26 protein-coding genes and 1 pseudogene are annotated in these 19,445 nt (G+C 57.5%); 14 read left to right on the plus strand and 13 right to left on the minus strand.

Annotated features, from left to right (window positions below):
- Positions 1-139: 139 nt before the first annotated feature.
- From K7H94_RS22000 to K7H94_RS22040, 9 genes and pseudogenes are all read right to left on the minus strand, one after another.
- Positions 140-532, minus strand: a complete 393-nt coding sequence (locus tag K7H94_RS22000; RefSeq protein WP_222952475.1) for a hypothetical protein — start codon at positions 530-532, stop codon at positions 140-142.
- A 201-nt stretch (positions 533-733) separates the two neighbouring features.
- The gene (locus tag K7H94_RS22005; RefSeq protein ID WP_222952476.1) at positions 734-1,303 is read right to left on the minus strand and encodes a hypothetical protein; all 570 of its coding nucleotides are present in this window, start codon (positions 1,301-1,303) and stop codon (positions 734-736) included.
- Positions 1,300-1,449 (minus strand): hypothetical protein, encoded by a 150-nt coding sequence (locus K7H94_RS23085; RefSeq protein WP_059012506.1) that lies wholly within the window; start codon positions 1,447-1,449, stop codon positions 1,300-1,302. Before K7H94_RS23085 ends, K7H94_RS22005 begins: the two co-directional genes overlap by 4 nt.
- 83 nt (positions 1,450-1,532) lie before the next feature.
- On the minus strand, positions 1,533-1,895 hold the full coding sequence (locus K7H94_RS22015; protein ID WP_222952477.1) for a hypothetical protein: 363 nt from the start codon (positions 1,893-1,895) through the stop codon (positions 1,533-1,535).
- 897 nt (positions 1,896-2,792) lie between these two features.
- A complete protein-coding gene (locus K7H94_RS22020) occupies positions 2,793-3,179 on the minus strand; it encodes a DUF1380 family protein (protein ID WP_222952478.1) in 387 nt (128 codons plus the stop codon).
- A gap of 43 nt (positions 3,180-3,222) precedes the next feature.
- Positions 3,223-3,660 carry an antirestriction protein gene (locus tag K7H94_RS22025; RefSeq protein ID WP_222952479.1) on the minus strand — a complete coding sequence of 146 codons (438 nt, stop codon included), beginning with the start codon at positions 3,658-3,660 and terminating at the stop codon, positions 3,223-3,225.
- Between the two features lie 450 nt (positions 3,661-4,110).
- Positions 4,111-4,332 carry a hypothetical protein gene (locus K7H94_RS22030; RefSeq protein ID WP_222952480.1) on the minus strand — a complete coding sequence of 74 codons (222 nt, stop codon included), beginning with the start codon at positions 4,330-4,332 and terminating at the stop codon, positions 4,111-4,113.
- 20 nt (positions 4,333-4,352) lie between these two features.
- Positions 4,353-4,582: pseudogene (locus K7H94_RS22035) on the minus strand (DNA methyltransferase); the annotation flags it as partial.
- A 434-nt stretch (positions 4,583-5,016) separates the two neighbouring features.
- Positions 5,017-6,024 (minus strand): helix-turn-helix domain-containing protein, encoded by a 1,008-nt coding sequence (locus tag K7H94_RS22040; protein ID WP_222952482.1) that lies wholly within the window; start codon positions 6,022-6,024, stop codon positions 5,017-5,019.
- A 306-nt stretch (positions 6,025-6,330) separates the two neighbouring features.
- Between K7H94_RS22040 and oxdA the strand changes: the two genes are divergently transcribed.
- The 11 genes from oxdA to K7H94_RS22095 all read left to right on the plus strand — a co-directional run bounded on the left by oxdA (position 6,331) and on the right by K7H94_RS22095 (position 15,079).
- Positions 6,331-7,377: an aliphatic aldoxime dehydratase gene (gene oxdA, locus K7H94_RS22045; protein ID WP_222952483.1), complete on the plus strand. Its 1,047-nt coding sequence runs from the start codon at positions 6,331-6,333 to the stop codon at positions 7,375-7,377.
- Positions 7,378-7,416: 39 nt separating this feature from the next.
- Positions 7,417-8,283, plus strand: a complete 867-nt coding sequence (locus K7H94_RS22050) for a transporter (protein ID WP_088516863.1) — start codon at positions 7,417-7,419, stop codon at positions 8,281-8,283.
- 113 nt (positions 8,284-8,396) lie between these two features.
- Positions 8,397-9,911, plus strand: coding sequence for an amidase (locus K7H94_RS22055; RefSeq protein ID WP_222952484.1), 1,515 nt, complete (start codon positions 8,397-8,399; stop codon positions 9,909-9,911).
- A 50-nt stretch (positions 9,912-9,961) separates the two neighbouring features.
- Entirely contained in the window at positions 9,962-10,606 is a 645-nt protein-coding gene (nthA, locus tag K7H94_RS22060) for a nitrile hydratase subunit alpha (protein WP_222952485.1), read from the plus strand.
- On the plus strand, positions 10,606-11,265 hold the full coding sequence (gene nthB, locus K7H94_RS22065) for a nitrile hydratase subunit beta (protein ID WP_088516866.1): 660 nt from the start codon (positions 10,606-10,608) through the stop codon (positions 11,263-11,265). The genes nthA and nthB overlap by 1 nt, the downstream gene beginning before the upstream one ends.
- A complete protein-coding gene (locus tag K7H94_RS22070) occupies positions 11,262-11,696 on the plus strand; it encodes a nitrile hydratase accessory protein (protein ID WP_088516867.1) in 435 nt (144 codons plus the stop codon). Before nthB ends, K7H94_RS22070 begins: the two co-directional genes overlap by 4 nt.
- A gap of 28 nt (positions 11,697-11,724) precedes the next feature.
- Positions 11,725-11,934 carry a CbtB domain-containing protein gene (locus tag K7H94_RS22075; RefSeq protein WP_088516868.1) on the plus strand — a complete coding sequence of 70 codons (210 nt, stop codon included), beginning with the start codon at positions 11,725-11,727 and terminating at the stop codon, positions 11,932-11,934.
- 10 nt (positions 11,935-11,944) lie between these two features.
- Positions 11,945-12,709, plus strand: a complete 765-nt coding sequence (locus tag K7H94_RS22080; protein WP_222952486.1) for a CbtA family protein — start codon at positions 11,945-11,947, stop codon at positions 12,707-12,709.
- A gap of 3 nt (positions 12,710-12,712) precedes the next feature.
- The gene (locus K7H94_RS22085; protein WP_222952487.1) at positions 12,713-13,273 is read left to right on the plus strand and encodes a histidine phosphatase family protein; all 561 of its coding nucleotides are present in this window, start codon (positions 12,713-12,715) and stop codon (positions 13,271-13,273) included.
- A 994-nt stretch (positions 13,274-14,267) separates the two neighbouring features.
- Positions 14,268-14,576 carry a hypothetical protein gene (locus tag K7H94_RS22090; RefSeq protein WP_222952488.1) on the plus strand — a complete coding sequence of 103 codons (309 nt, stop codon included), beginning with the start codon at positions 14,268-14,270 and terminating at the stop codon, positions 14,574-14,576.
- A gap of 239 nt (positions 14,577-14,815) precedes the next feature.
- Positions 14,816-15,079 (plus strand): biofilm development regulator YmgB/AriR family protein, encoded by a 264-nt coding sequence (locus K7H94_RS22095; RefSeq protein ID WP_088516871.1) that lies wholly within the window; start codon positions 14,816-14,818, stop codon positions 15,077-15,079.
- A 24-nt stretch (positions 15,080-15,103) separates the two neighbouring features.
- Here K7H94_RS22095 and K7H94_RS22100 read toward each other — a convergent pair whose 3' ends face one another.
- Both K7H94_RS22100 and K7H94_RS23200 read right to left on the minus strand, forming a co-directional pair.
- Positions 15,104-15,274 carry a hypothetical protein gene (locus tag K7H94_RS22100; protein ID WP_167347705.1) on the minus strand — a complete coding sequence of 57 codons (171 nt, stop codon included), beginning with the start codon at positions 15,272-15,274 and terminating at the stop codon, positions 15,104-15,106.
- Positions 15,275-15,540: 266 nt separating this feature from the next.
- Positions 15,541-15,663, minus strand: coding sequence for a hypothetical protein (locus K7H94_RS23200; protein ID WP_254919502.1), 123 nt, complete (start codon positions 15,661-15,663; stop codon positions 15,541-15,543).
- A gap of 682 nt (positions 15,664-16,345) precedes the next feature.
- On the opposite strand from K7H94_RS23200, the gene K7H94_RS22105 reads away from it, so the two are divergent.
- Entirely contained in the window at positions 16,346-16,600 is a 255-nt protein-coding gene (locus K7H94_RS22105) for a biofilm development regulator YmgB/AriR family protein (RefSeq protein ID WP_182059014.1), read from the plus strand.
- 231 nt (positions 16,601-16,831) lie between these two features.
- On the opposite strand, the gene K7H94_RS22110 is transcribed toward K7H94_RS22105, so the two are convergent.
- The gene (locus K7H94_RS22110) at positions 16,832-17,092 is read right to left on the minus strand and encodes a hypothetical protein (protein ID WP_088516874.1); all 261 of its coding nucleotides are present in this window, start codon (positions 17,090-17,092) and stop codon (positions 16,832-16,834) included.
- 273 nt (positions 17,093-17,365) lie between these two features.
- Between K7H94_RS22110 and K7H94_RS22115 the strand changes: the two genes are divergently transcribed.
- Positions 17,366-18,526: a diguanylate phosphodiesterase gene (locus K7H94_RS22115; protein ID WP_222952489.1), complete on the plus strand. Its 1,161-nt coding sequence runs from the start codon at positions 17,366-17,368 to the stop codon at positions 18,524-18,526.
- Between the two features lie 39 nt (positions 18,527-18,565).
- On the opposite strand, the gene K7H94_RS22120 is transcribed toward K7H94_RS22115, so the two are convergent.
- Positions 18,566-18,868 carry a hypothetical protein gene (locus K7H94_RS22120; protein WP_088516875.1) on the minus strand — a complete coding sequence of 101 codons (303 nt, stop codon included), beginning with the start codon at positions 18,866-18,868 and terminating at the stop codon, positions 18,566-18,568.
- 225 nt (positions 18,869-19,093) lie between these two features.
- Here K7H94_RS22120 and K7H94_RS22125 point away from each other — a divergent pair, with 225 nt between their 5' ends.
- Positions 19,094-19,399 carry a hypothetical protein gene (locus K7H94_RS22125; protein ID WP_222952490.1) on the plus strand — a complete coding sequence of 102 codons (306 nt, stop codon included), beginning with the start codon at positions 19,094-19,096 and terminating at the stop codon, positions 19,397-19,399.
- Positions 19,400-19,445: the final 46 nt, after the last annotated feature.

A 19,445-nucleotide genomic window follows, 5' to 3' on the forward strand; every position in this document is an offset into this window, starting at 1 on the left:
AGGAGGGAAATGGCAGAAGCACAGCAGCAGGAGCAAAGAGAGCAGGACAGCCCGATGTCTGTCTCACATGAGTAAGCGCACGCGACGGAAGAAAGCCGGTGCGTCAGCACAGGGTTTTTTACCGGCTTAGCCGTGGGGTTTATCCCTGCGCGCGCGTCCTGATGCGGTACAGCGAAACCGCCACGATGGCCGCACCCATTATCATGGCCAAAAGCGGCAGCAGCAGCCCGTGGGATGCAGAGTACAGCATGTCAGCGCCTGCCGGTCCGCCCGCCGCCGGGTCAGCCAGCAGGTTCATTGCGCCCCACACGCACAGAAACACGCCGCCCACCGGAACGGTCAGCGCAAGGAGTTTAATCACTGCCCAGTCACCTGCGGGCTGTGGGTGCTTTGAGGCCAGCAGGCGCGCCAGCACGAAGCACATCGCGTAGCCGCACCAGTATGTCTGGCTTATATCGCCCGGCACCACGAACCGGAAGGCCAGCGCATAACTCAGGCTCAGCAGGGAACCCAGCATCAAAAAACTCATCATCGTCTCCTCGCGCGCTGCGCGGTCAGGCATCATTGAAATTAAAATGTTCTGCAGGTGTTTTGCCACTTAAAGATGGCCAGTGCTATAGTTTTCATCGGGAACACCGGAAGTTCCCCCAAAGTCAGCTGTAAAACCGCCCGGCACTGCCGTAGCGGGCGGTGGAATCAGGCAGGGGGGTCTCCTCCCCTGCCTTTTTTCGTTCTAGTCTGTGACCTTCCGGTTATAGACCACCTTCCAGTCATGGTACGCCGCGCAGTCGCGCAGCGATTCAATGCGCACCACGTTCTCCGCCACGCCGTTCATCATCAGCACGCGCTCGATGCCCGTAAACCAGTCCTCCGCCGGGTTGAGCGGGAACCACAGGTTGCTGTTAATGCCGCTCAGCAGCGGATCGTTGCCGATGTGGATACCCCTCCCGTATCGGGTTTCGCTGCCGGTCACAATCAGCTCGCCGCGCAGCTCGCGCGTGACGGCGCAGCGCGCCAGTTCTGTGACCACGTCATCCCAGCACCACTCTTTGTCCTCCGGCACCGGCAGCTCGACGCAGCGCAGATGCTTGTTGCCCGCCCGGGCGGTGCGCTGTGCGAGCCCCAGCACCGACGGTTCGTTACTCTCGCCATCCGCACCGGTGAGCCAGAATCCGTTGTAATAAAAGGCTTCGTCGCCGTTGTCCAGGCGGATAAAGCAGAAATCGCCCAGCGCACGCGTGATGTCGGCCTGCGTCACTTTTTGCTGCGCCGCGTCCGGGGACAGTGTGTTTTGCACGCTCATGACTGTACCTCCAGCTGCTGACGCACGGCGCGCATGAAGTGCGGCCAGCTGCTGAACGTCATTTTCGGGACGCGCACGCCGCGACCGCTGTTAAAGCTTTTTACAAACGCCTGCGCCTGTGCGACGATTTGCGGGTCAAAATTCATATAACTCTCCTGAGTCAGGGTTTTGATGAGGTCGCCAGTTGCGTCTGGCGACCGTTGAGAAGGCAGGGGCAACCCTGCCTTTTTTACGTCTGTGTGTCGTCGGGCTCCATGCGGAGGCTGATATCCGTCAGGCGTGCCGCCAGTGCGCCGCTCGCCCGCCCCCAGATCACCTCGCCCCGGCTGCCGAACTGCGCGTGCACGATATGGCTCGCCACAATCCACGCGCGAAACGAGGACAGCGGCAGTGCGCTGTCCTGCACGGTATCGGCAATCTGCTGCGCCATGTCGTGTAGCGTGAGCCGCAGGTGCTCGTGCTCCTCGCGGGCGCTGAGGCGGTGCTTTCCCAGCTCCGTCAGGGTCGCCAGACTTTCTGCCAGGCCCGGCGTCAGGCCCGGGATTTCTGACTGCGTGGCCGCCAGCGCGGCGGCGGTATACGGTTCTTTCATCGTGTCGCTCCTTTAGTCAGTTTCCGGTGTGTCATTGCCGGTTTCAGTGCACGTTTGCCACGTGCATCGCATGGCCGTTCCCCCATGTTTTGGGAGATTCTGGCGTGGCGGTTTTGACGTTGACGTTGTGTGTGTTCATGGCATTTTTCCTGCTCAGGTGGGTTGTCATGTTTCGGTCGATCCAGTCGCGGCGAAGGGCAAAGGAGCAACGACGAAGAGAGGGCATAAAGGGGCGACGACGAAAAGTTTTTGCGGCACCAGGCAAAAAGTTTTTGGCGGCGTGCACTTCACCCCTTTCTGCCTGAACCGGCGGTGCTACGAACGGCCCTCCGCGCCTGGACTGACCGGAGCAGGTCCGCCGCGCGCGAAAACGGCAAGAACACACCCCGGACGGCTTTGCCGGTCCGGTCCTCAGCGGCCACGGCTTTATATGGCCAGTGAACGCGACGGCGCAGCCGTCTGCAGCCGTTGACCCTGGACATCAGCCCGAAACCGCTCGCGGCCGAAACCCGCAGGGGTTCGGTGGCGCTTGGCGGCTTTGCCGCTTAGCGACATAGGGCTGGACGACCCGGCTTGCCGGGAAGCCGAAGGTGGCCCCGGCTTTTGCTGTTGCTTTTGCTGTTGCTGTTGCTGTTGCTGTTGCTGTTGCTGTTGACTGACAGCGAACTGATTTCATCGATTAAAATCAGTCACATGTGAAAGATCTGTCTGTCATTTCATATCAAGCTGACCAGTAATGGCGGCGGAGCGGTCGCCGCAGGCGGCCAGGGGGGTTTACGCGCGCTCAGCCGGGTCCGCTGCCGGACGCGGGCCCCCCTTTCGGCCCCCCGCTGCGCTCACTGCTCAGCACATTCATGGCCTGTCACGTTTATCTGGCCAGTACTGTCATAACCGTTTTCATTGCCTCGTTTTCGACCGGCCAGTGACGGGACCGGCACCAGGCCCGGCCTGAGCATCTTTTAACCGCATAAAATCTTCTGCCACACTCAGCACCGCCGCCAGCGCGCCGGCAGGCACGCTTACTTCGCGCATTTCCTCCCGTTCTTCTTCACGCAGGTTATTCAGCATGTCCCTTACCGCCTCCCGGCCGATACCGTACCGGCGGTGATCACCTTCGTCGGCAATAAACGACAGTACCCGGCCGGCCTCTCTTTCCGTGATATCCATACACTCCGCTGCGTTCATCACGTCATCCATCCTCCAGATCAATACTGAAAGCGGGTTTTCTTCATCAAACAACTCAGTCAGGCGCGTGCTGATCTCTTTTACAGTGCCGTGCATCATGTCTTTTATCCTCAGCGGGCGGCAAAGCCGCCCGCGTAGTTAATCAGTCCAGCGCGCGGAAAATGGCGTCAGCTTCGTGATGCTCACCGGCGTAGTTCATCAGCTGCCGGTGGCGCTCGCAGTAGTGCGCACAGAGTTCTTCCTCATCGTGGCGGTCATACATCCAGCTCCGGTAATTGAGAACCAGCGCGGTGATGATGATCCCCGCCGCCTCCGCGCTTACGTCCAGCTCGCTGTAATTGCCCGGATTTGAAAAGTGCCAGCGCGCCTCCCCTTCCGGCTTCATAAAGCCGCCGCCGCCGGGCAGCTGCGCGAACTCCCATACGCCGCCGTCATAGTCGCTGAGAAAACGATCGGCATACTGGTATATATTGAGTTCGGCGCGCATGAAATCGCCGGCAAAAAGCATCGGCAGAAAGCGCATTTTCACGTAACCGTCCAGGATTTGCGCCGGCTGGGGCGCGTACAGTGCTGTGTTCATCAGAAACCTCCGCAGTCAGAGTGGATAACCGTTCCGGCCTGTGCCGTGACTGAATGACAGCCCGGCGAAAAGCGGAGTGTTCAGGAGCGACGCCGCAGGCCGCAGCGCAAGCGAGCGGGAGGCGGGATAACGGACGGCGGCGACGCGAAGCATGAGCGGAGGCGCGACGGGAGTGAGCCCGCCGGAGCGAGTGCGAACGGGCGAGGACGGCGAGCGAAGCGATCTCTTGAACACGCAGCGGCCGGGCTAAAGTGAAGTCACGGCACCGGCCGCAGACCGCACGTTTTTCCTCCCCCGCCGCAGGCGGCATGAAAGCGGCGCGCAGTAACATCCTTTTCCTCTCAGTCCTGTCCACAGCCGGCGTGCATATCAGCGCCGGAACCCTGTGGATAAAACTGGCCCTGCCGTACGCCGGCAGGGCTTTTGTATTTTGGTTATTTATTAACCACCCTAGCGATAGTGTTTCCGGATCTGCGCCGCGCGCCGGTAGAGTTCCACCAGGTCGTTGTCGATTCCCTCAGTGAGTAAGCCGGTCATGCGCTGCTCCAGGCTGGCACCGTGCCAGAGGTGGCGCGCTGTCATGTCGCGCAGCCGCAGATGAAACTCATACAGCGATTCTTCCAGGTCTGCCACGTCGTCGGCCAGCGCGTTTTCAGGGGTTTGTGTACTCATGTTTTTCTTCTCCGTAATGGTCAGGCGGCGCGCGCGCTGCGCCGGGCGTAAAGGCGTCGCAGGCCGGCGGCGTGGTACTGCTTCAGCAGCTCAATACCGATCCAGCGGCGCCCACATTCCTCGGCGGCCACGTAGGTCGAACCGCTGCCGGCGAACGGATCCAGCACAATGGCGCCCGGCTGCGTAAAGGTTTCGCTCAGCTGGTGCAGGGCGCTGAGCGGCTTTCTGTCGGGTGTCGGCGGTAACCTGTACGCTGTCGCCGTGCATAAATCGAGACATAGTAATGTCTCCTGAGTATGAAGGGGCATCGGTAGTGGTGCCGTGACCTCCACACAGACGGGCGACCAGCGGAGCAAACAAGGGCAGACGCGCAAGCCGTACGCGCCGCCGGAGCGGACTGAATGTCCCGCGCGCGGCGGGGAACGGGTGTGCAGTTGTGTTTAACGCCAAGATATTTCACTATGAACAGTGAATAAACGCACCGTAGGGGAAGTATTTTTCCTTCGCCTGATGGACAAATCAGGATACGTTCAGGGATGAAAAGCTGCACTGGCTTTTGATGTAAGGCTGAATGTCTATGAATATATCTGAAGTAAATAGACGCTATTTCTGCCCATTCAACAGCAGATATGAAGAAAACTAAGCTTGGTGCATCGACGCACGATAACACTTCTGGTCAGTTAATTAGCCTTCAGCAGTATTACCATGCACTGAAAATCCGCCCATGTTAATCACGCATAAGTTCGCTTTCATTACTGAGCTGGGCGTTACTCCGAAAGCCTTACGGAATGCATGACTGAAATGAGTCAAATCAGAGAAACCGTGGTCAAGGGCTATCTCTGAAACACTCCGTGCACCGCCCTGACCAAGGGCGTTTCTGCAGGCGACCAGACGTTCCTGCCATATAACAGCAGCCGGGGTTTTCTGATGGCGGGCAAAAGCTCGCGTTACAGTGCGGACGGACACATGATGTGCTTTCGCAATGCTTTCCAGACTGAGTTCAGGGTTCTTCAGATTACGACTGATATAGTTACGTACTCTCGCGTACAAATCGCGTTCAGAAGCGACTTTGTCTGTGCTCTGAAGTTCAAGACTCAACGTCAGCAGGTCCAGTATCGTCTGCGAAAAGCGCCCAGCCATTTCCGGGTTACACGACAGAAAGGAATTATTCGCGGCCAGGCAGACTATTTCCCGGAGTGGGGTTACACCGGGGCGGTTTTTATCAAGGATTGTGGCGGTCATCAGCTCCATGGCTGAAGCCTGCCCTTTGAGAAGGTGACGCGGAATACGGATCAGATGATTATGGTTTCCGCCAATGCTGAACCGAAAGGTCTGAGCCGCATCATAAAGCACCAGGTCTCCTGCTGACAGACTCGTCCTGCGACCGCCCTGTTCAAGCTGACCATACCCCCCCTGAATATAGCCCAGCCACAGGTCATCCTCCGGCCCCGAGCGCACATGATGTGCCTTTCTTTCCCAGTGGTGCAGGGTTGAACTAAGGGTGCACACATCTACCAGCCCTATTTCACGCACCGCGAGCTCACCACTGAATCTGCCATCAGCCTGAGGCTTGCCATCTGAAGGAATACAGTGACGAAGAATAACGTCATGCCAGTAATCAAAGCGCTGATGGACTGCAACCTCTCCGGTTGAATACCGAATTTCTCCATGGAGTGCGGAGTGATTGTTCACAGCGACACCTCATATAAACAGGCGGATAATTAATGGTTGTTCCTGAGTGTAAGCAATTTCCGCGCCATGCTTTCACCCCAGACTACAGGCATTAACCGACGCTGTCAGAAGTGTGTCAGCCTCCCCGGTGCACTTATTCAGGGCACACCCGCACCCATTCTGTTCAGATTTAATCCGCAGTAACGCAATCGCCGGCGTGTCCGCAACAACCAGCTGATTGTCCTGCTCAGCCAGGTAGACAGAAAAAATCTCCTTAGTATCGGTGTTGGGAATATTCATCACTGAAAAAACTTACCGGAGAGTTTTATGGAATCAGCCATCGACAAGCACCTTAAATGCCCCCGCACGCTGTCCCGCCGGGTTCATGATGATTACGAACCTCCTTTTCCGATGTTTGTCGGCCGGGCCGATAAAGAGCTGACTCAGGTCGTCATGGCCTATCTGGGGGTGCAGTTTCATGAAAAGCATCGGCAGAAAGCGGTATCAGCCATGCAGCACATGGCCGACAGCTTCAGTCTGGATTACGGTCCGGAGCACCATGACATAACCTTTCATGTCGATAACCAGGGATTCGGGAACTTCATTGTGGTGGGCTACTGGCGGGATCCGTCAGCTTATTGCCGCTGGCTGCGCCTGCCAGAGATCGAAAACTGGTGGTCATCAGACGAACGTCTGAGTGATGAGCTTGGCTATTTCCGGGAAATCATCGCACCGCGCGCCGAGCAGTTCGAAACCCTGTATGCCTTCAAAGAAGACCTACCGGGCGTCGGGGCCCTTATGGACAACCTCAGCGGTGAGATTCAGGAACACGGCTACTGGGGATCGGTGCGCGACCGGATCCCGGCCTCACAGAATGACTGGCTGCGGCCTGACGGCGAGTTGCGCATCATGGCAGGCGATCCCGCAGCCGGAGGTCGGGTGGTCGTGCAGGGTCACGACAACATTACGCTTATCCGCTCCGGCCAGGACTGGGCAGAGGCCGATGAACAGGAGCGCCAGCTTTACTTCAATGAGATGCTGCCGCCGCTGCAGGCAGGCATGGATTTTCTGCGTGACGAGGGACACGCTCTCGGCTGCTACAGCAACCGCTTTGTGCGCAACGTTGACCGTGACGGAAACCTGCTGGATATTGCCTACGATATTGGCTTCTGGCGCTCTCTGGACCGGCTTGAGCACTGGGCCGAATCCCACCCCACCCATCTGCGTATCTTCACTACCTTCTTCCGCGTCGTAACCGGCCTGCAGAAGCTGCGGCTTTACCATGAGGTTTCCGTTTCAGACGCCCGTTTTCAGACCTTTGAATACATCAACTGCCATCCTGGAACCGGGATGATGCGGGACGCTAAGCGCTGAGAAAAAATAATCAACAACGTCAACACTCTGGGGGGTTTTATGCACGCATTACGTTTCAGCGCGCCAGCGCTCATGCTCGCGTCTTTGCCTGCTTTCGCGGTGGAAGTAGCGCCCGGTGATTACAGCCAGTTTCCTGACGGCACGACCGTAGGACTGCTTTACTACCAGCACGCATCAACCGGCTCGGCCCACTCGCGCGGTAACAAAGTCAGCTCTGATTACAACCTGACCTCTGATATCGGCATGCTGCGTCTGCTGCACACCGTACAGATTAGTGAATCGGCAACGCTGGACCCGCAGTTCCTTTTGCCGTTTGGGCGAATTTCAGGCGGTGGGGAGGCTGCTTCGCTTGGCTCAGTCAGCGGCACAGGAGACCTGATACTGACCGTTCCTCTGAAGGTCAGGCTCAGCGACGGTGGCGACATCTTTGGTTTTTCACCTTATCTGTACGTGCCCTCGGGTAGTTACGACCATAACGATCCCCTGAATCTGGGCGAAAACCGCTGGAAAGTGGATCTGCAGGCCGCATGGGTGAAGTTCTTTACAGAACACTGGGCGCTGGACGTGGTGGGCGATGGCATCTGGTACGGGAACAACAGTGACTATGGCCCCGGTTCATCACGACTTGAACAGGATAACGCCTGGGCCGCACAGATTATGGGGCGGTATATGCCCGATCAGACGCTCTCCTTTGGGCTGGGATTCGGCCAGACCTGGGGGGGCGAAACCACCGTTGATGGTGTGAAGCAGGATAACCCGACTCAGACCACGAATATCCGCCTGACTACCACGAAATTTGTCACCCCACGCGATCAGTTCCAGATTCAGCTGGGGCGGGATCTGCGCGTGGAGAATGGCGCAGAAGAAAACTTCCGTCTGAACCTGCGCTACGCCCGCGTTTTCTGAACGTGTCTTTCCTGACCAGCTGAATGTCCTTCTCAGCCAGGTTATGGGGAGTCGACCGCGTTATGTTCAGAGCAGGAAATCAGTCTTTTAATATCTTACATGAGGAACAGAGAATGGCCATTGAACGCCCAGATGCCAGCCAGCTACAGCAACTTGCACGCCAGCTTCATCTGACTCTTTCTGAGAGTGAAGCCGCTGAATATCTTTCCCTGATGCAGCCTAACCTTGATGCCTATGACCTGATAGAGGGTTTAACGGATGAAATTCCACCGGTTGAGTATCCGCGCGGAAAAGGCCATAGCCCCGCAGGAACTGAGAATCCACTAAACGCCTGGTATTACAAAAGTGAGGTAGCGGGAGCACCCGATGGCAGGCTGAAGGGAAAAACCGTGGCGCTGAAGGACAACATCGCCCTGGCTGGCGTCCCGATGATGAACGGGGCCACCTCGCTTGAGGGGCATATGCCCGCCTTCGATGCGACCGTGGTAAGCCGCCTGCTGGACGCCGGCGCAACCATTCTGGGTAAGGCCACCTGTGAACATTTCTGCCTTTCCGGCGGCAGTCATACCTCCGATCCGGCGCCCGTCCACAACCCCTGGCGTCAGGGACACAGTGCCGGAGGATCCTCTTCGGGCAGCGCCGCGCTGGTTGCTGCGGGTGAGGTTGATATGGCAGTGGGCTGCGACCAGGGCGGTTCTATCCGTATTCCCTCCGCATTCTGCGGCACCTACGGAATGAAACCCACCCACGGGCTGGTCCCCTATACCGGTATTATGCCCATTGAGGCCACTATCGACCATGCCGGACCCATTACCGCCAGTGTGCGTGACAACGCTCTGATGCTGGAAGTCATGGCGGGTCCTGACGGTTTGGACCCGCGGCAGTACAGCCCGCGCAGCGGTAACTATACCGCCGCGCTGGAGAAAGGAGTCAGTGGACTAAAAATAGGGATTGTGACGGAGGGGTTTGGGCTACCTAACCTTCAGCCAGCGGTCGCGGAGAAAGTCCGGGCGGCGATAGATCGCCTGAAAAGCCTCGGCGCACAGGCAGGCGAGGTCTCGGTGCCGGGGCATACGCTTGCCGCCGCGCTGTGGTCACCCATCGGCTGCGAGGGCCTGACGATGCAGATGATGCATGGCAACGGCATGGGGTTTAACTGGGAGGGCCTCTATGATGTTGCCTTGCTTGATAAACATGCCGGATGGCGTGCGAACGCAGACTCGCTCTCCCCCTCTCTCAAAATCTGTATGCTCATCGGCCAGTATGGCCTCTCGCGCTACAACGGCCGTTACTACGCTAAAGCCCAGAATCTGGCCCGTCGTGCACGCGCCGATTACGACCGCGCCCTGAGTGACTTCGACCTGCTGGTCATGCCTACCGTGCCGGTTACGGCTCCGCCCCTGCCATCATCTGACTGTTCGGTAACGGAATATATCTCCAGGGCGTTTGAGATGATTGGCAATACTGCGGCCCTTGACGTGACCGGTCATCCGGCCATGTCTGTGCCCTGCGGGCTGGCAGGGGGACTGCCCGTTGGCATGATGCTGGTAGGCCGTCACTATGCTGAAAGCACGATTTATCAGGCTGCCGCCGCGTTTGAGGCCAGCGGCGACTGGAAGCAGATGTAATAACCGGGCCGCAATGTCCGACACCGTTTAATAACACCCGGAGAAGAACGATGGCACATGACCATGACCATGAGCACGACCACACCGAGCCCCCGGCAGAGATTGCGCTACGGGTGAAAGCGCTGGAGTCATTACTGACGGAGAAAGGGCTGGTTGACCCTGTTGCGCTGGATGAACTCATCGACACCTACGAACACCGCATCGGGCCGCGAAACGGCGCCCGCGTGGTGGCGAGGGCCTGGACCGATCCTGACTATAAGGCCCGTCTGCTTGAACACGGTACCGAGGCTATTGCCGAGCTGGGTTTTTCCGGCGTACAGGGCGAGGACATGATGGTGGTTGAGAACACGTCAGACGTTCATAACGTGACCGTCTGTACGCTGTGTTCCTGCTACCCCTGGCCGACGCTGGGCCTGCCGCCGGCCTGGTACAAGTCCGCGCCTTACCGCTCGCGTATCGTTATTGAGCCGCGAAGCGTCCTGACTGAGTTTGGCCTGAACATCAGCGAGGAAAAGGAAATAAGGGTATGGGACAGCAGCGCCGAACTGCGCTATCTCGTGCTGCCAGAGAGACCAACCGGCACCGCAGGCTGGAGTGAAGAGCAGCTCGCTAAGCTGGTGACGCGCGATGCCATGATAGGCACCGGTGTTGCCCTGCAACCCGACGCTCTGAAAGACATTACGGAGGATGTGTGATGAACGGAATACACGACCTGGGCGGAATGCACGGCATGGGTGCCGTCATTACTGAAGAAAATGAACCGCCTTTTCATCACGAATGGGAGCGACGCACCTTTTCATTATTTGCCTCCCTGTTTGTCGGCGGCCACTTTAACGTAGATATGTTCCGACATGCCATTGAGCGCATGAACCCGGCGCACTATCTTGAAGAAAGCTATTACGAACACTGGATGCACGCTTTCGAAACGTTGCTGCTTGAAAAGGGGGTAATAACCCCGGAAGAGCTGGCTGGCATCCAGCAGCCGGGAGAAGTGTCTGCTGATATCCCCGTATTACGCCAGGAAATGGTGCAGGCCGTCATCATGACGGGAGCATCAGCCCGGGTTGAGACAGACATTCCCGCGAGCTTCAGGGCGGGCGACCGCGTAAGGGCAAAAAACATCAATCCAGCCGGCCACACCCGCCTCCCGCGCTATGTACGCGGAAAAACCGGCACGATTGTCATTGACCACGGCGTATTTATTACCCCGGACACCGTGGCACACGGCCTTGGCGATCATCCGCAGCACGTCTACAGCGTCAGCTTCGACGCCACAGAGTTGTGGGGCAAAAACGCGCCGGCAAAGGACACTGTGCGCATTGACCTGTGGGACGATTATCTGGAGGCGTTATGAGTACCTTAACATCGGTAAGGATGAGTGAACCTGGAGCAGGCAGCGCACCGTTTGAGCACCCTTGGCAGGCGCAGGTCTTTTCCCTGGTCGTCTGCATGCATAAGGCAGGGCTGTTCAGCTGGAAGGCCTGGGTCGATGTTTTCAGTGCAGAAATTAAAGCGCACCCGGCGCTGGCGCATGAAAGTGTCAATGATGCCTATTACCGCCAGTGGGTGGCCGCAACGGAAAAGATGCTGATGTCCCTGCAGATGACCGGCGAGGCAGAGATAAGCAGCCGGACAGAGGAATGGCGTCAGGCATATCTTAACACTCCCCATGGCATGCCGGTGACGCTTACCAGCGCAAGCTGTCCGCCTGAGCATATTCACCACCACCCGGTGCAGCGTGTCCCCGTGGCAGTCAGCCCGGGTACTGTACGAACTGATTCCTGAAGATTTTGCATCCAGATGAGGACAAATTATGGAACACATTGTTGAGAATATTCATTCAGAGCACTCCCCTATTCCGCTCAGCGCAATCCTGCCCTGGAGCGCATTTATCACCCTGATGGTGCTACTGTCGGTCTATTTTATCGGTGCTGAGCAGGGGGCAACTGCCGTCTTCTCCGGCAATCAGATCCATGAGTATTTCCACGATGCCCGGCATCTGCTGGGATTTCCCTGCCACTGAGGACAGACACATGACCGGAAAGCTGTTGTTGAACGGAATGTTCGCCGGAATGCTGGCGGGTATCGTTGCCTTTGGTTTTGCCCATTTTCTGGGGGAGCCGCAGGTTGACAAAGCCATAGCCTTCGAAGAAACGCTCAGCGCAAAGCATGCCAGCAGTGATAGTGAACATCATCATAATCATGATGACGGGGGCGAGGTTTTCACCCGCGATACACAGTCCGGCGCGGGCCTGCTGAGCGGGATGATATTGTTCAGCGCCGCAATGGGTGGAGCACTGGCGCTGGTATGGTCGCTATGCTGGCAGCGTACCGGTCCATCCAGCGCAAGAGCGCTTGCGCTGATACTGTCGCTGGGGGGATTTCTGTTTATGAGCCTGATGCCGGGGCTGAAATATCCGCCCAATCCGCCGGCGGTGGGTGATGCAGCTACGATTGGTTACAGGACGATGCTTTACTTCATCATGCTGCTGGTTTCAGCCGCGATTGTTTTTACGGCAGCCTGGAGTGCGCATCAGCTCCGGACACATATGGGCAACTGGAATGCAGCGCTCTGGGGTTTCCTGGCTGGCCTCACGATGCTGATTGTGGCCTGTCTGCTGATGCCGGCGGTAAATGAAATACCTGAAGGCTTCTCTGCAGACGTTCTCTGGCGCTTCCGGTTAAGTGCTTTCGGCACGCAACTGGTCATGTGGTGTACAACCGGACTTTTGTTTGGCTGGATGACAGAAAAGAGCCTGAATAAAGTCAGGCTTCGTTTTGCGCCTGCAGGCGACTGAAGCGTGAACGCGGTGATGCACCTTATCTGCCAGGGCGAAACCCTGGCAAACCGCTACACGCGTTTTCCGGCGAATGACGAGCTCAGTGAGACAGCAAGTGCAGCCCTGAACAAGATGAAGGTAAATATCAGAGCCGGGAGTAAAATATGGCTCGCTCCGGAGATTGCAGCCCGACAGACTGCCGCCGCATTAGGGCTAAGGGGAGAGGTTGTTGCTCATCTGGCGGAGCCTGACTATGGTCACTGGGCGGGCCTGCCTGTAAAGCAGATTATGAAGGATAACAGTGCAGCATTTCATCGCTGGCTGTCGTGTGACGCACCGCCGGGTGGCGAGAGTATCGCTGCGATTATATCCCGCACAAGTGAATGGCTTTCACGAAATGCGGGTGTGCAGGGGGACCACTGCGCGATTGCATCGGCAGCGGTTATTCGCGCAATCATAACGGGTCTGCTGGATGCGCCATTGAGTGCATTCCAGCGGATCGATATTGCGCCAATGAGCAGAACAATTCTCACAAGTACCGGGAACCGCTGGAATATCTGCACATTAGGTGAAAAGTTATAGTTTCTAAATAATTTTATTTCTACTAATGAAACAATCTATGACGCATCGTGCGGCTAAGATGTCTGGCCAGGGCTCCCGGCTACAGTGCGGACAGCCCGCAGTCTCCAGCCAAAGGAGGGGGAGCGGCATAGAGGCGTAGCGCAGCGACTGACTTATTCACTCCAGCAGTAATGCACTGACTGGCCCGCTCCGTTCAGTCGCGACGTTCGTCTGAGCACCAGTTGAACATCCGGTGGCAAAGCCAACTGGAAGAGGCAGCCAAACTCCACGCCTGTTCCTGGATGGCGTTTAATTTTATATAATGGTTAATATCGAAAAGTCCTGCGCCGTATAAGTGATTAACTGAGGGCTATGTTAAAACGTAAAGTAATTCCAGCAGAATGGACACCGGCAATATAATGCCGCTCACAGGAGTCAGAACGGAAATATTTTACTGTCTGGGCAACTGGCACGCTATCGTGCTGGTATATCTGGCACACACCAGGGACACATATTCGTTTAAATTATGAATAATATTTCGGTATGAATCAGAGGCAGTGACGGGCATCTTTTCTTCAGTCAGGACTCACTTCAAAATTAAAACGAACCCCTTAAAGATATCGCTCATTATCATTTGCTGGATACCCCGCGCGATGAATACACTCCTGCCAGCTTAAGGCGCCCGAAGAGTTGTATAAGCATGATACGTTTTATGGTGAACCTGATACGGGCAGACGGGTCCTGCCAGCCTTGTGAAAGTATTTCTACGTGCATGGTCTGACACAAGAACACCTGAAGCTAACGCACCCGAAATCCGTATAACACGAAAACATAATCAGATTACTTCCATAAACAGCCGCACATCAGTCACTTATATCAAACCACAAAGGTTCATTATATTTTACCTTATTTATCTATAGGTCATGACGACAGATGGAATTTAATTAATCCCATCCCATTTGCTATAATTAAGATGTGGTCAACATCATTCTCATTATTTAAGCGAGGTGTAAACGTGTTGTACAGCGAAGACATGACCGGTCACGCAGTTATTGGTGAAGCAGCTGTCAATCTTGCCGTGCGTGAACAGGAAATAACCGTTGACTCTCTCCTGACGGAGCTTAACGTTATGCTGAGAGCTGAGGAGCTCAGCAGTCGTATTGCCCGCATCAGTGCGGCAATAGCCTGGCTGCGTGATTTCCGCACCGCGGGCGCCCGCGGCGGCGCGGCTCAGAGCTGGATGCTCTCCGATGCTGGAGACCTCAGTGGCGGCGGCGAGGCGACCATTCGCCTGCAGGCTTATGAAGACGATGAGATGAGATAACTACTCCACTAAGGCGGGCGACGGGCGCCCGCTCTGCTTTGTGCATTAAAGGCTCAGCTGGATGCTGAGTCACACAGAGTAGCCCGGTTAACGAAGCGCTTTTCTGCCTCCCCTCCTATAATGATACTGACGCCAGGCCTGCGCTGCGGATGCAGTTCACCCGGCAACACAACAAAAATCGCGTCATTCTTTCCAGCGCCGTCATCCGCTCAGGTTGAGCCGGCAGGGACCTTCACAGCATGAAAAACACAAATTCCGTAACCGTCATTCGCGACCGCCTGCAGAACTGTGGCGAGGCGCTGGCGGCAGAGCGTGGCGAGCTTGAGGCGGCCATTAAGGCGATTCTGGCCCCGGGCGGCAAGCTGACCAACAAAACGCTCATCATGCACGTCATTCGCGAGCTTGAACGCGAGCAGGACGCGCAGCGGCAGGCGGTGCTGCGCAACGTGCTGGAGCTGGTCGTGACCCACACGCCGGACGACGCCGGCGGCCAGGCTGTGTGAGGCTGGAGCCGGGTAAGGGACCCTTCAGTTCATTTTCCCCGCAAACAGCCGGATGGCCCGGTTGCAGGCCTCGCGCAGGGTAACATCGGCGCTGGACTCCTTCAGGCGCCAGAGCGTACCGATGAGCTCGTGCGGGTTCACTGACTCGCCCCTGCGCAGTATCTGCCTGATGGCCAGCCCGATGGCTTCGTGCATCAGGTCCTGTATCTCACGTTCGTTTTTCAGATGCGCTCCGCTTATTGGGGATATATACAGTGTATCGCTTTAAGCGGTGCGCATAAATACGTACGAAAAAAAACCGCCCGGAGGCGGTTAAATAAGGGGGATGGCACCCCGGTCGGGCGGGATATCTCTGTCGCCGCCCGGCACCTCGTCCTCGTGACCGGGCTCGGGTACCCCGTCCGGCAGGGGCGTGGCGTCATCAGGCATCGGGTGTTCAGACATGCAGAGCTCCCGTGGGGCTACTTCCCACCCTTCTGCTTCATGGTGTCGCTGTCCCTGGTGTCTTTTTTGTTGCCCGCGGGCAGCTTGCTGTGGTCGGCGTCTTTGCCATCCTTCACATTTTTATCGTTACGGTCAGCCATGGTTACCTCCGTCACCCGGTATCGGGTAACGTTAAGTTTAGGTCCGTGACGGTATCTGACGTGAAGAATTTTCCGTTCTGTGACTTAAGCGTAAAAACGACCCGTTACGGGGCCGGCAAAAGCGTGGAGTCCCCCGTCTCAGTCATGCTGTCGTCTACGCACAGCCGGCAGATGGAGGCCCGTACGCTCAGGCGCTGTGACGCAATCTGATACGCGTGCCGGTAACTGATGGCCGAGCCCAGAAACCGTCGCTCCGGGTGGTCTTCGAGGCATACGCACCCTTTCACGTGAAGCGGGTCCTGCTGCCCCATCCTGAGCAGATAATAAAACTGTCACATATCTCACTTCCTTCCCTGTTAAAGCAGCCACTGTATGCCTGGTTATATAACGGACGGAATTAATTTCTGTCGCGATTTAAGCAGCACGCAGGGGTGACAATAAAGCCAGTTCCCCACAACGGACGTTGACTGCCTTCAGTCCGCTGTTGTACCCACATAAATGATTTTCCGCATGCATTGCCCACCCTCCCCCGCTTTTTTCCGATTCTTACGCTGTCCGCTCCGCGCCTCGTTTACTGCCATATACTTGACTAATCAGGCGGGTATTTCACAGCCGGGGCACGCCGGTCACCCTCTTTTCCATCGCCTGTTGCAGCACACATTCAGCCAGGGACCTTCACAGCATGAGAAATACGAATTCGGTCGCACACATTCAGGCCTACCTGTCCGGTACCGGTAACCGGTTTAAGTCAGAAAAAGAGACACTGGACGACATCATCCGCACCATCCTTGCAGAGGGAGTACCGATCAGTAACAAAACCATAATCATGCAGATCATGAGACAAATTACGGATGAAACGGACGGGAGCAGGCAGGAAACGTTGCGCATACTTCTTCAGCTGGTCGTGGGATATACGCCAGACGATCCCGGCATCTGAAGGGGGACTTGCTGTCGGTCACGCACGGTCGGCAGAAGCAGCTTCCTTTCATTCAAAACAGCCACTGTATGCCTGAATACATCGCGGGGAAATGTCTGTGTCGGTTTAAGAACAGAACTATCGGAGGGTGTCGTCCCTGACAGGTTCTCCGGCCGGTACACGCCTGAGCGCGACCGCTGAGGTCATCTTCATCGTCGTCTTCCGGCCAGAGCCGGACTACGTCCTTTGGCGTCAGTTCTTCTCGTCGTTCAGGCCCGCAAGGGTCTGCAGGTACGGCACGTGCCGGACGGCCTGCTCCGGCTCGTGAAAGCTCTTCAGCCAGCTTCTGGCTTCGGATATTTCAGTGAGCCGGTTATCGCTGCCACCGGCCTCCGCCATGTGTCCGAGCTCGGTAATAAGCGATTGCACGCTTATTTCCTTTTCGCCCAGCGCCAGGCTCAGTGCCGCTTCGCCAATAATGACGTGCCCTTTCCCGTCGTGTTGAATAGACAAATTTACTACCTCCGTTTTACGTTGATGACAGCCTCACGTCACACTGTAGACCCCGCCGACGAAAGCGCCCGGAGGATATTCTGAAAAACCCTTATTCCGTAATAATTTATTTCAATAATTATGATGAGAGAGCTCCGCGCGTAAGAATTTATCGTTTCTGACGCTCCCTGACGTTCATTCAGCCTGTCACCCTGCCCGTTACCGGTGCGGTTTGAGAAAGCGCGCCGGGCTGCTAAGGTGCCCGTGACAATCTGCGGCAATACGGAGCCTCAAATGCTTACAACCATAATTTACCGGAGCCACCTCGACGATGAGGTGCCCGTCCGCATCCTGCCGGGCATGGTGGAGAAGGCCAGCCTGCTGAACGCCCGGCATCAGGTAACGGGCATCCTGCTGTTTAACGGTACGCACTTCTTCCAGATCCTGGAGGGCCCGGAGGAGGGCGTGCTGGACATCTACGCTCGCATCTGCGCCGACCGGCGCCACCACAACGTGGTTGAACTGATGCGCGACTACTCACCGTCACGTCGCTTCGGCAATCACGGCATGGAGCTCTTCGACCTGCGCCACCACGACAGCGGCAGCGTGCTGCAGGCGGTGCTTGACCGCGGCACGTCTAAATACCGCCTGACCTATGACGATCGCGGCCTGCAGTTCCTGCGAACCTTCGTGGAAGCCCGGGAGAAAGAGAACTATTTTGAGGTCCTGCCCGCCGACTACTGGGACTTTGTGCCGGACGAGAACGGGTCACCAGCCCCCGCTGCGGGCGTCACCTTCCGCCCGGTGATCGACCCACTCGGCCGTGAGGTCACGGCCCTTGAGGCCCTGCCCGGTGACGCGCCGGCGGGGCTCTCCGGCGAGGCGCTGTACGAGCACAATCTCGCGGCGGTCACCGGAGCGCTGAACAGGGCCGGCAGGTCGTGCCCGGACGACATCATGCTGTACGTCAGCATTCTGCCCATGACGCTGGTCGCGCTGCCGGACGCCGTGGGCCGGCTCGTGAGCGCCATCGACAGCGCCGGACTGGTGCCGCAGCAAATTATACTGGGCGTCAGCGAGACGGAGGTTATCTCTCAGCTGGAAGCATTTTCCGCAGCGGTGCGGCAGCTGAAGCAGGCCGGTATCAGTCTCTCAATTGATAACTTTGGTGACGGCTCAGCCGGGCTGTCGCTGCTGGCGCACGTGCAGCCGGACCGCGTACGCATCGGCGCCGGGATCGTGCGCAACATTCACCGCAGCGGCCCCCGTCAGGCGGTGGTGCACGCGGTGCTGCGCTGCTGTTCAGCGCTGGAGATCAACGTCATCGCGGCAGGCATCGAGCAGCCGGAGGAGTGGATGTGGCTGGAGGCGGCCGGGGTCACTGATTTCCAGGGCGCGCTGTTCACCGCAGAGGGCGCGGCCGTCGCCTGGCCGGAGACCCGCGAGGCCGTATGAGGCAAGGTGCAGAACAGGGGGCCCGCTGGCCCCGGATGATTAACAGGCGGCGGCCTGCTGAGGCGGATGCTGCGCGGCCATGACGGCCGCCGGCACGTCGGCCTTTTCCTGCCGCAGGGTTCTGCCGCGGTTGGCCTTTTCAAGCCAGGTGCGGAAATGCGTCATCATCGCCGCCGCGTGCTGCGCGTCCGGCGTACGGTAAATCAGCAGCCGGCTTTTGGTCTGGTTTGTGCAGTCGATGGCGTAAATCTCAATGCCGGCGTCGCGCTGCTCGCTTTCAATTGCTGTAAAATGCATCTGAGGCCAGCGGTTCACCTTCAGCATAAACTCACTTAAAATCATTTTTTTTCCTTTTATTGTTTTAAAAACGGTACTCTTTCACTGGTCCGCCCAGTGTAGAAAGGGTTGCAGACTCTGCAAGCCGTCAGCGGGATATCAAGCGTAAAGGTTTCGTAAGCCCCCTGTCTCAGCACCGGAGATAACTGCAGCATGCGCCAGCGGGAGATCTCCGGCAATCTGCCGGTGGGCTATCAGTGCAACAGGCAATAACACACAGGAGAGGCAGCCATGCTCAGCGAAGACAGGCTAAGCCACATCGCCGGTCATCCGGACAGCCATGACGCAGAGGCCGTGGCGATGGCGCAGGAGATCCTGCAGCTGCGCCGCACGCTGGGCGCGCCCTGGGCCGTGGTACAGCCGCTGGGCGCGCTGTATGTGGAGGACGGGAACGCGGCCATGATCTGGCCGGCGAGCCTGGCGGAGCACGGCGACGTCTGCCTGTACCGCCTGGAGAAGCCCTCTCCGGTGGCGGAAGCCGCGCCGCCCGCGGCAAAGCAGCGCGGCCGGAGAAAGAAAATGCCGGCGCAGGAGTAAGTTCCCCTCATAACAGCGCGACCGTGCCGCGTCCTGACGCTGTGTC

This window comes from Pantoea dispersa (genome assembly GCF_019890955.1).
GTDB classification, from domain to species: domain Bacteria; phylum Pseudomonadota; class Gammaproteobacteria; order Enterobacterales; family Enterobacteriaceae; genus Pantoea; species Pantoea dispersa.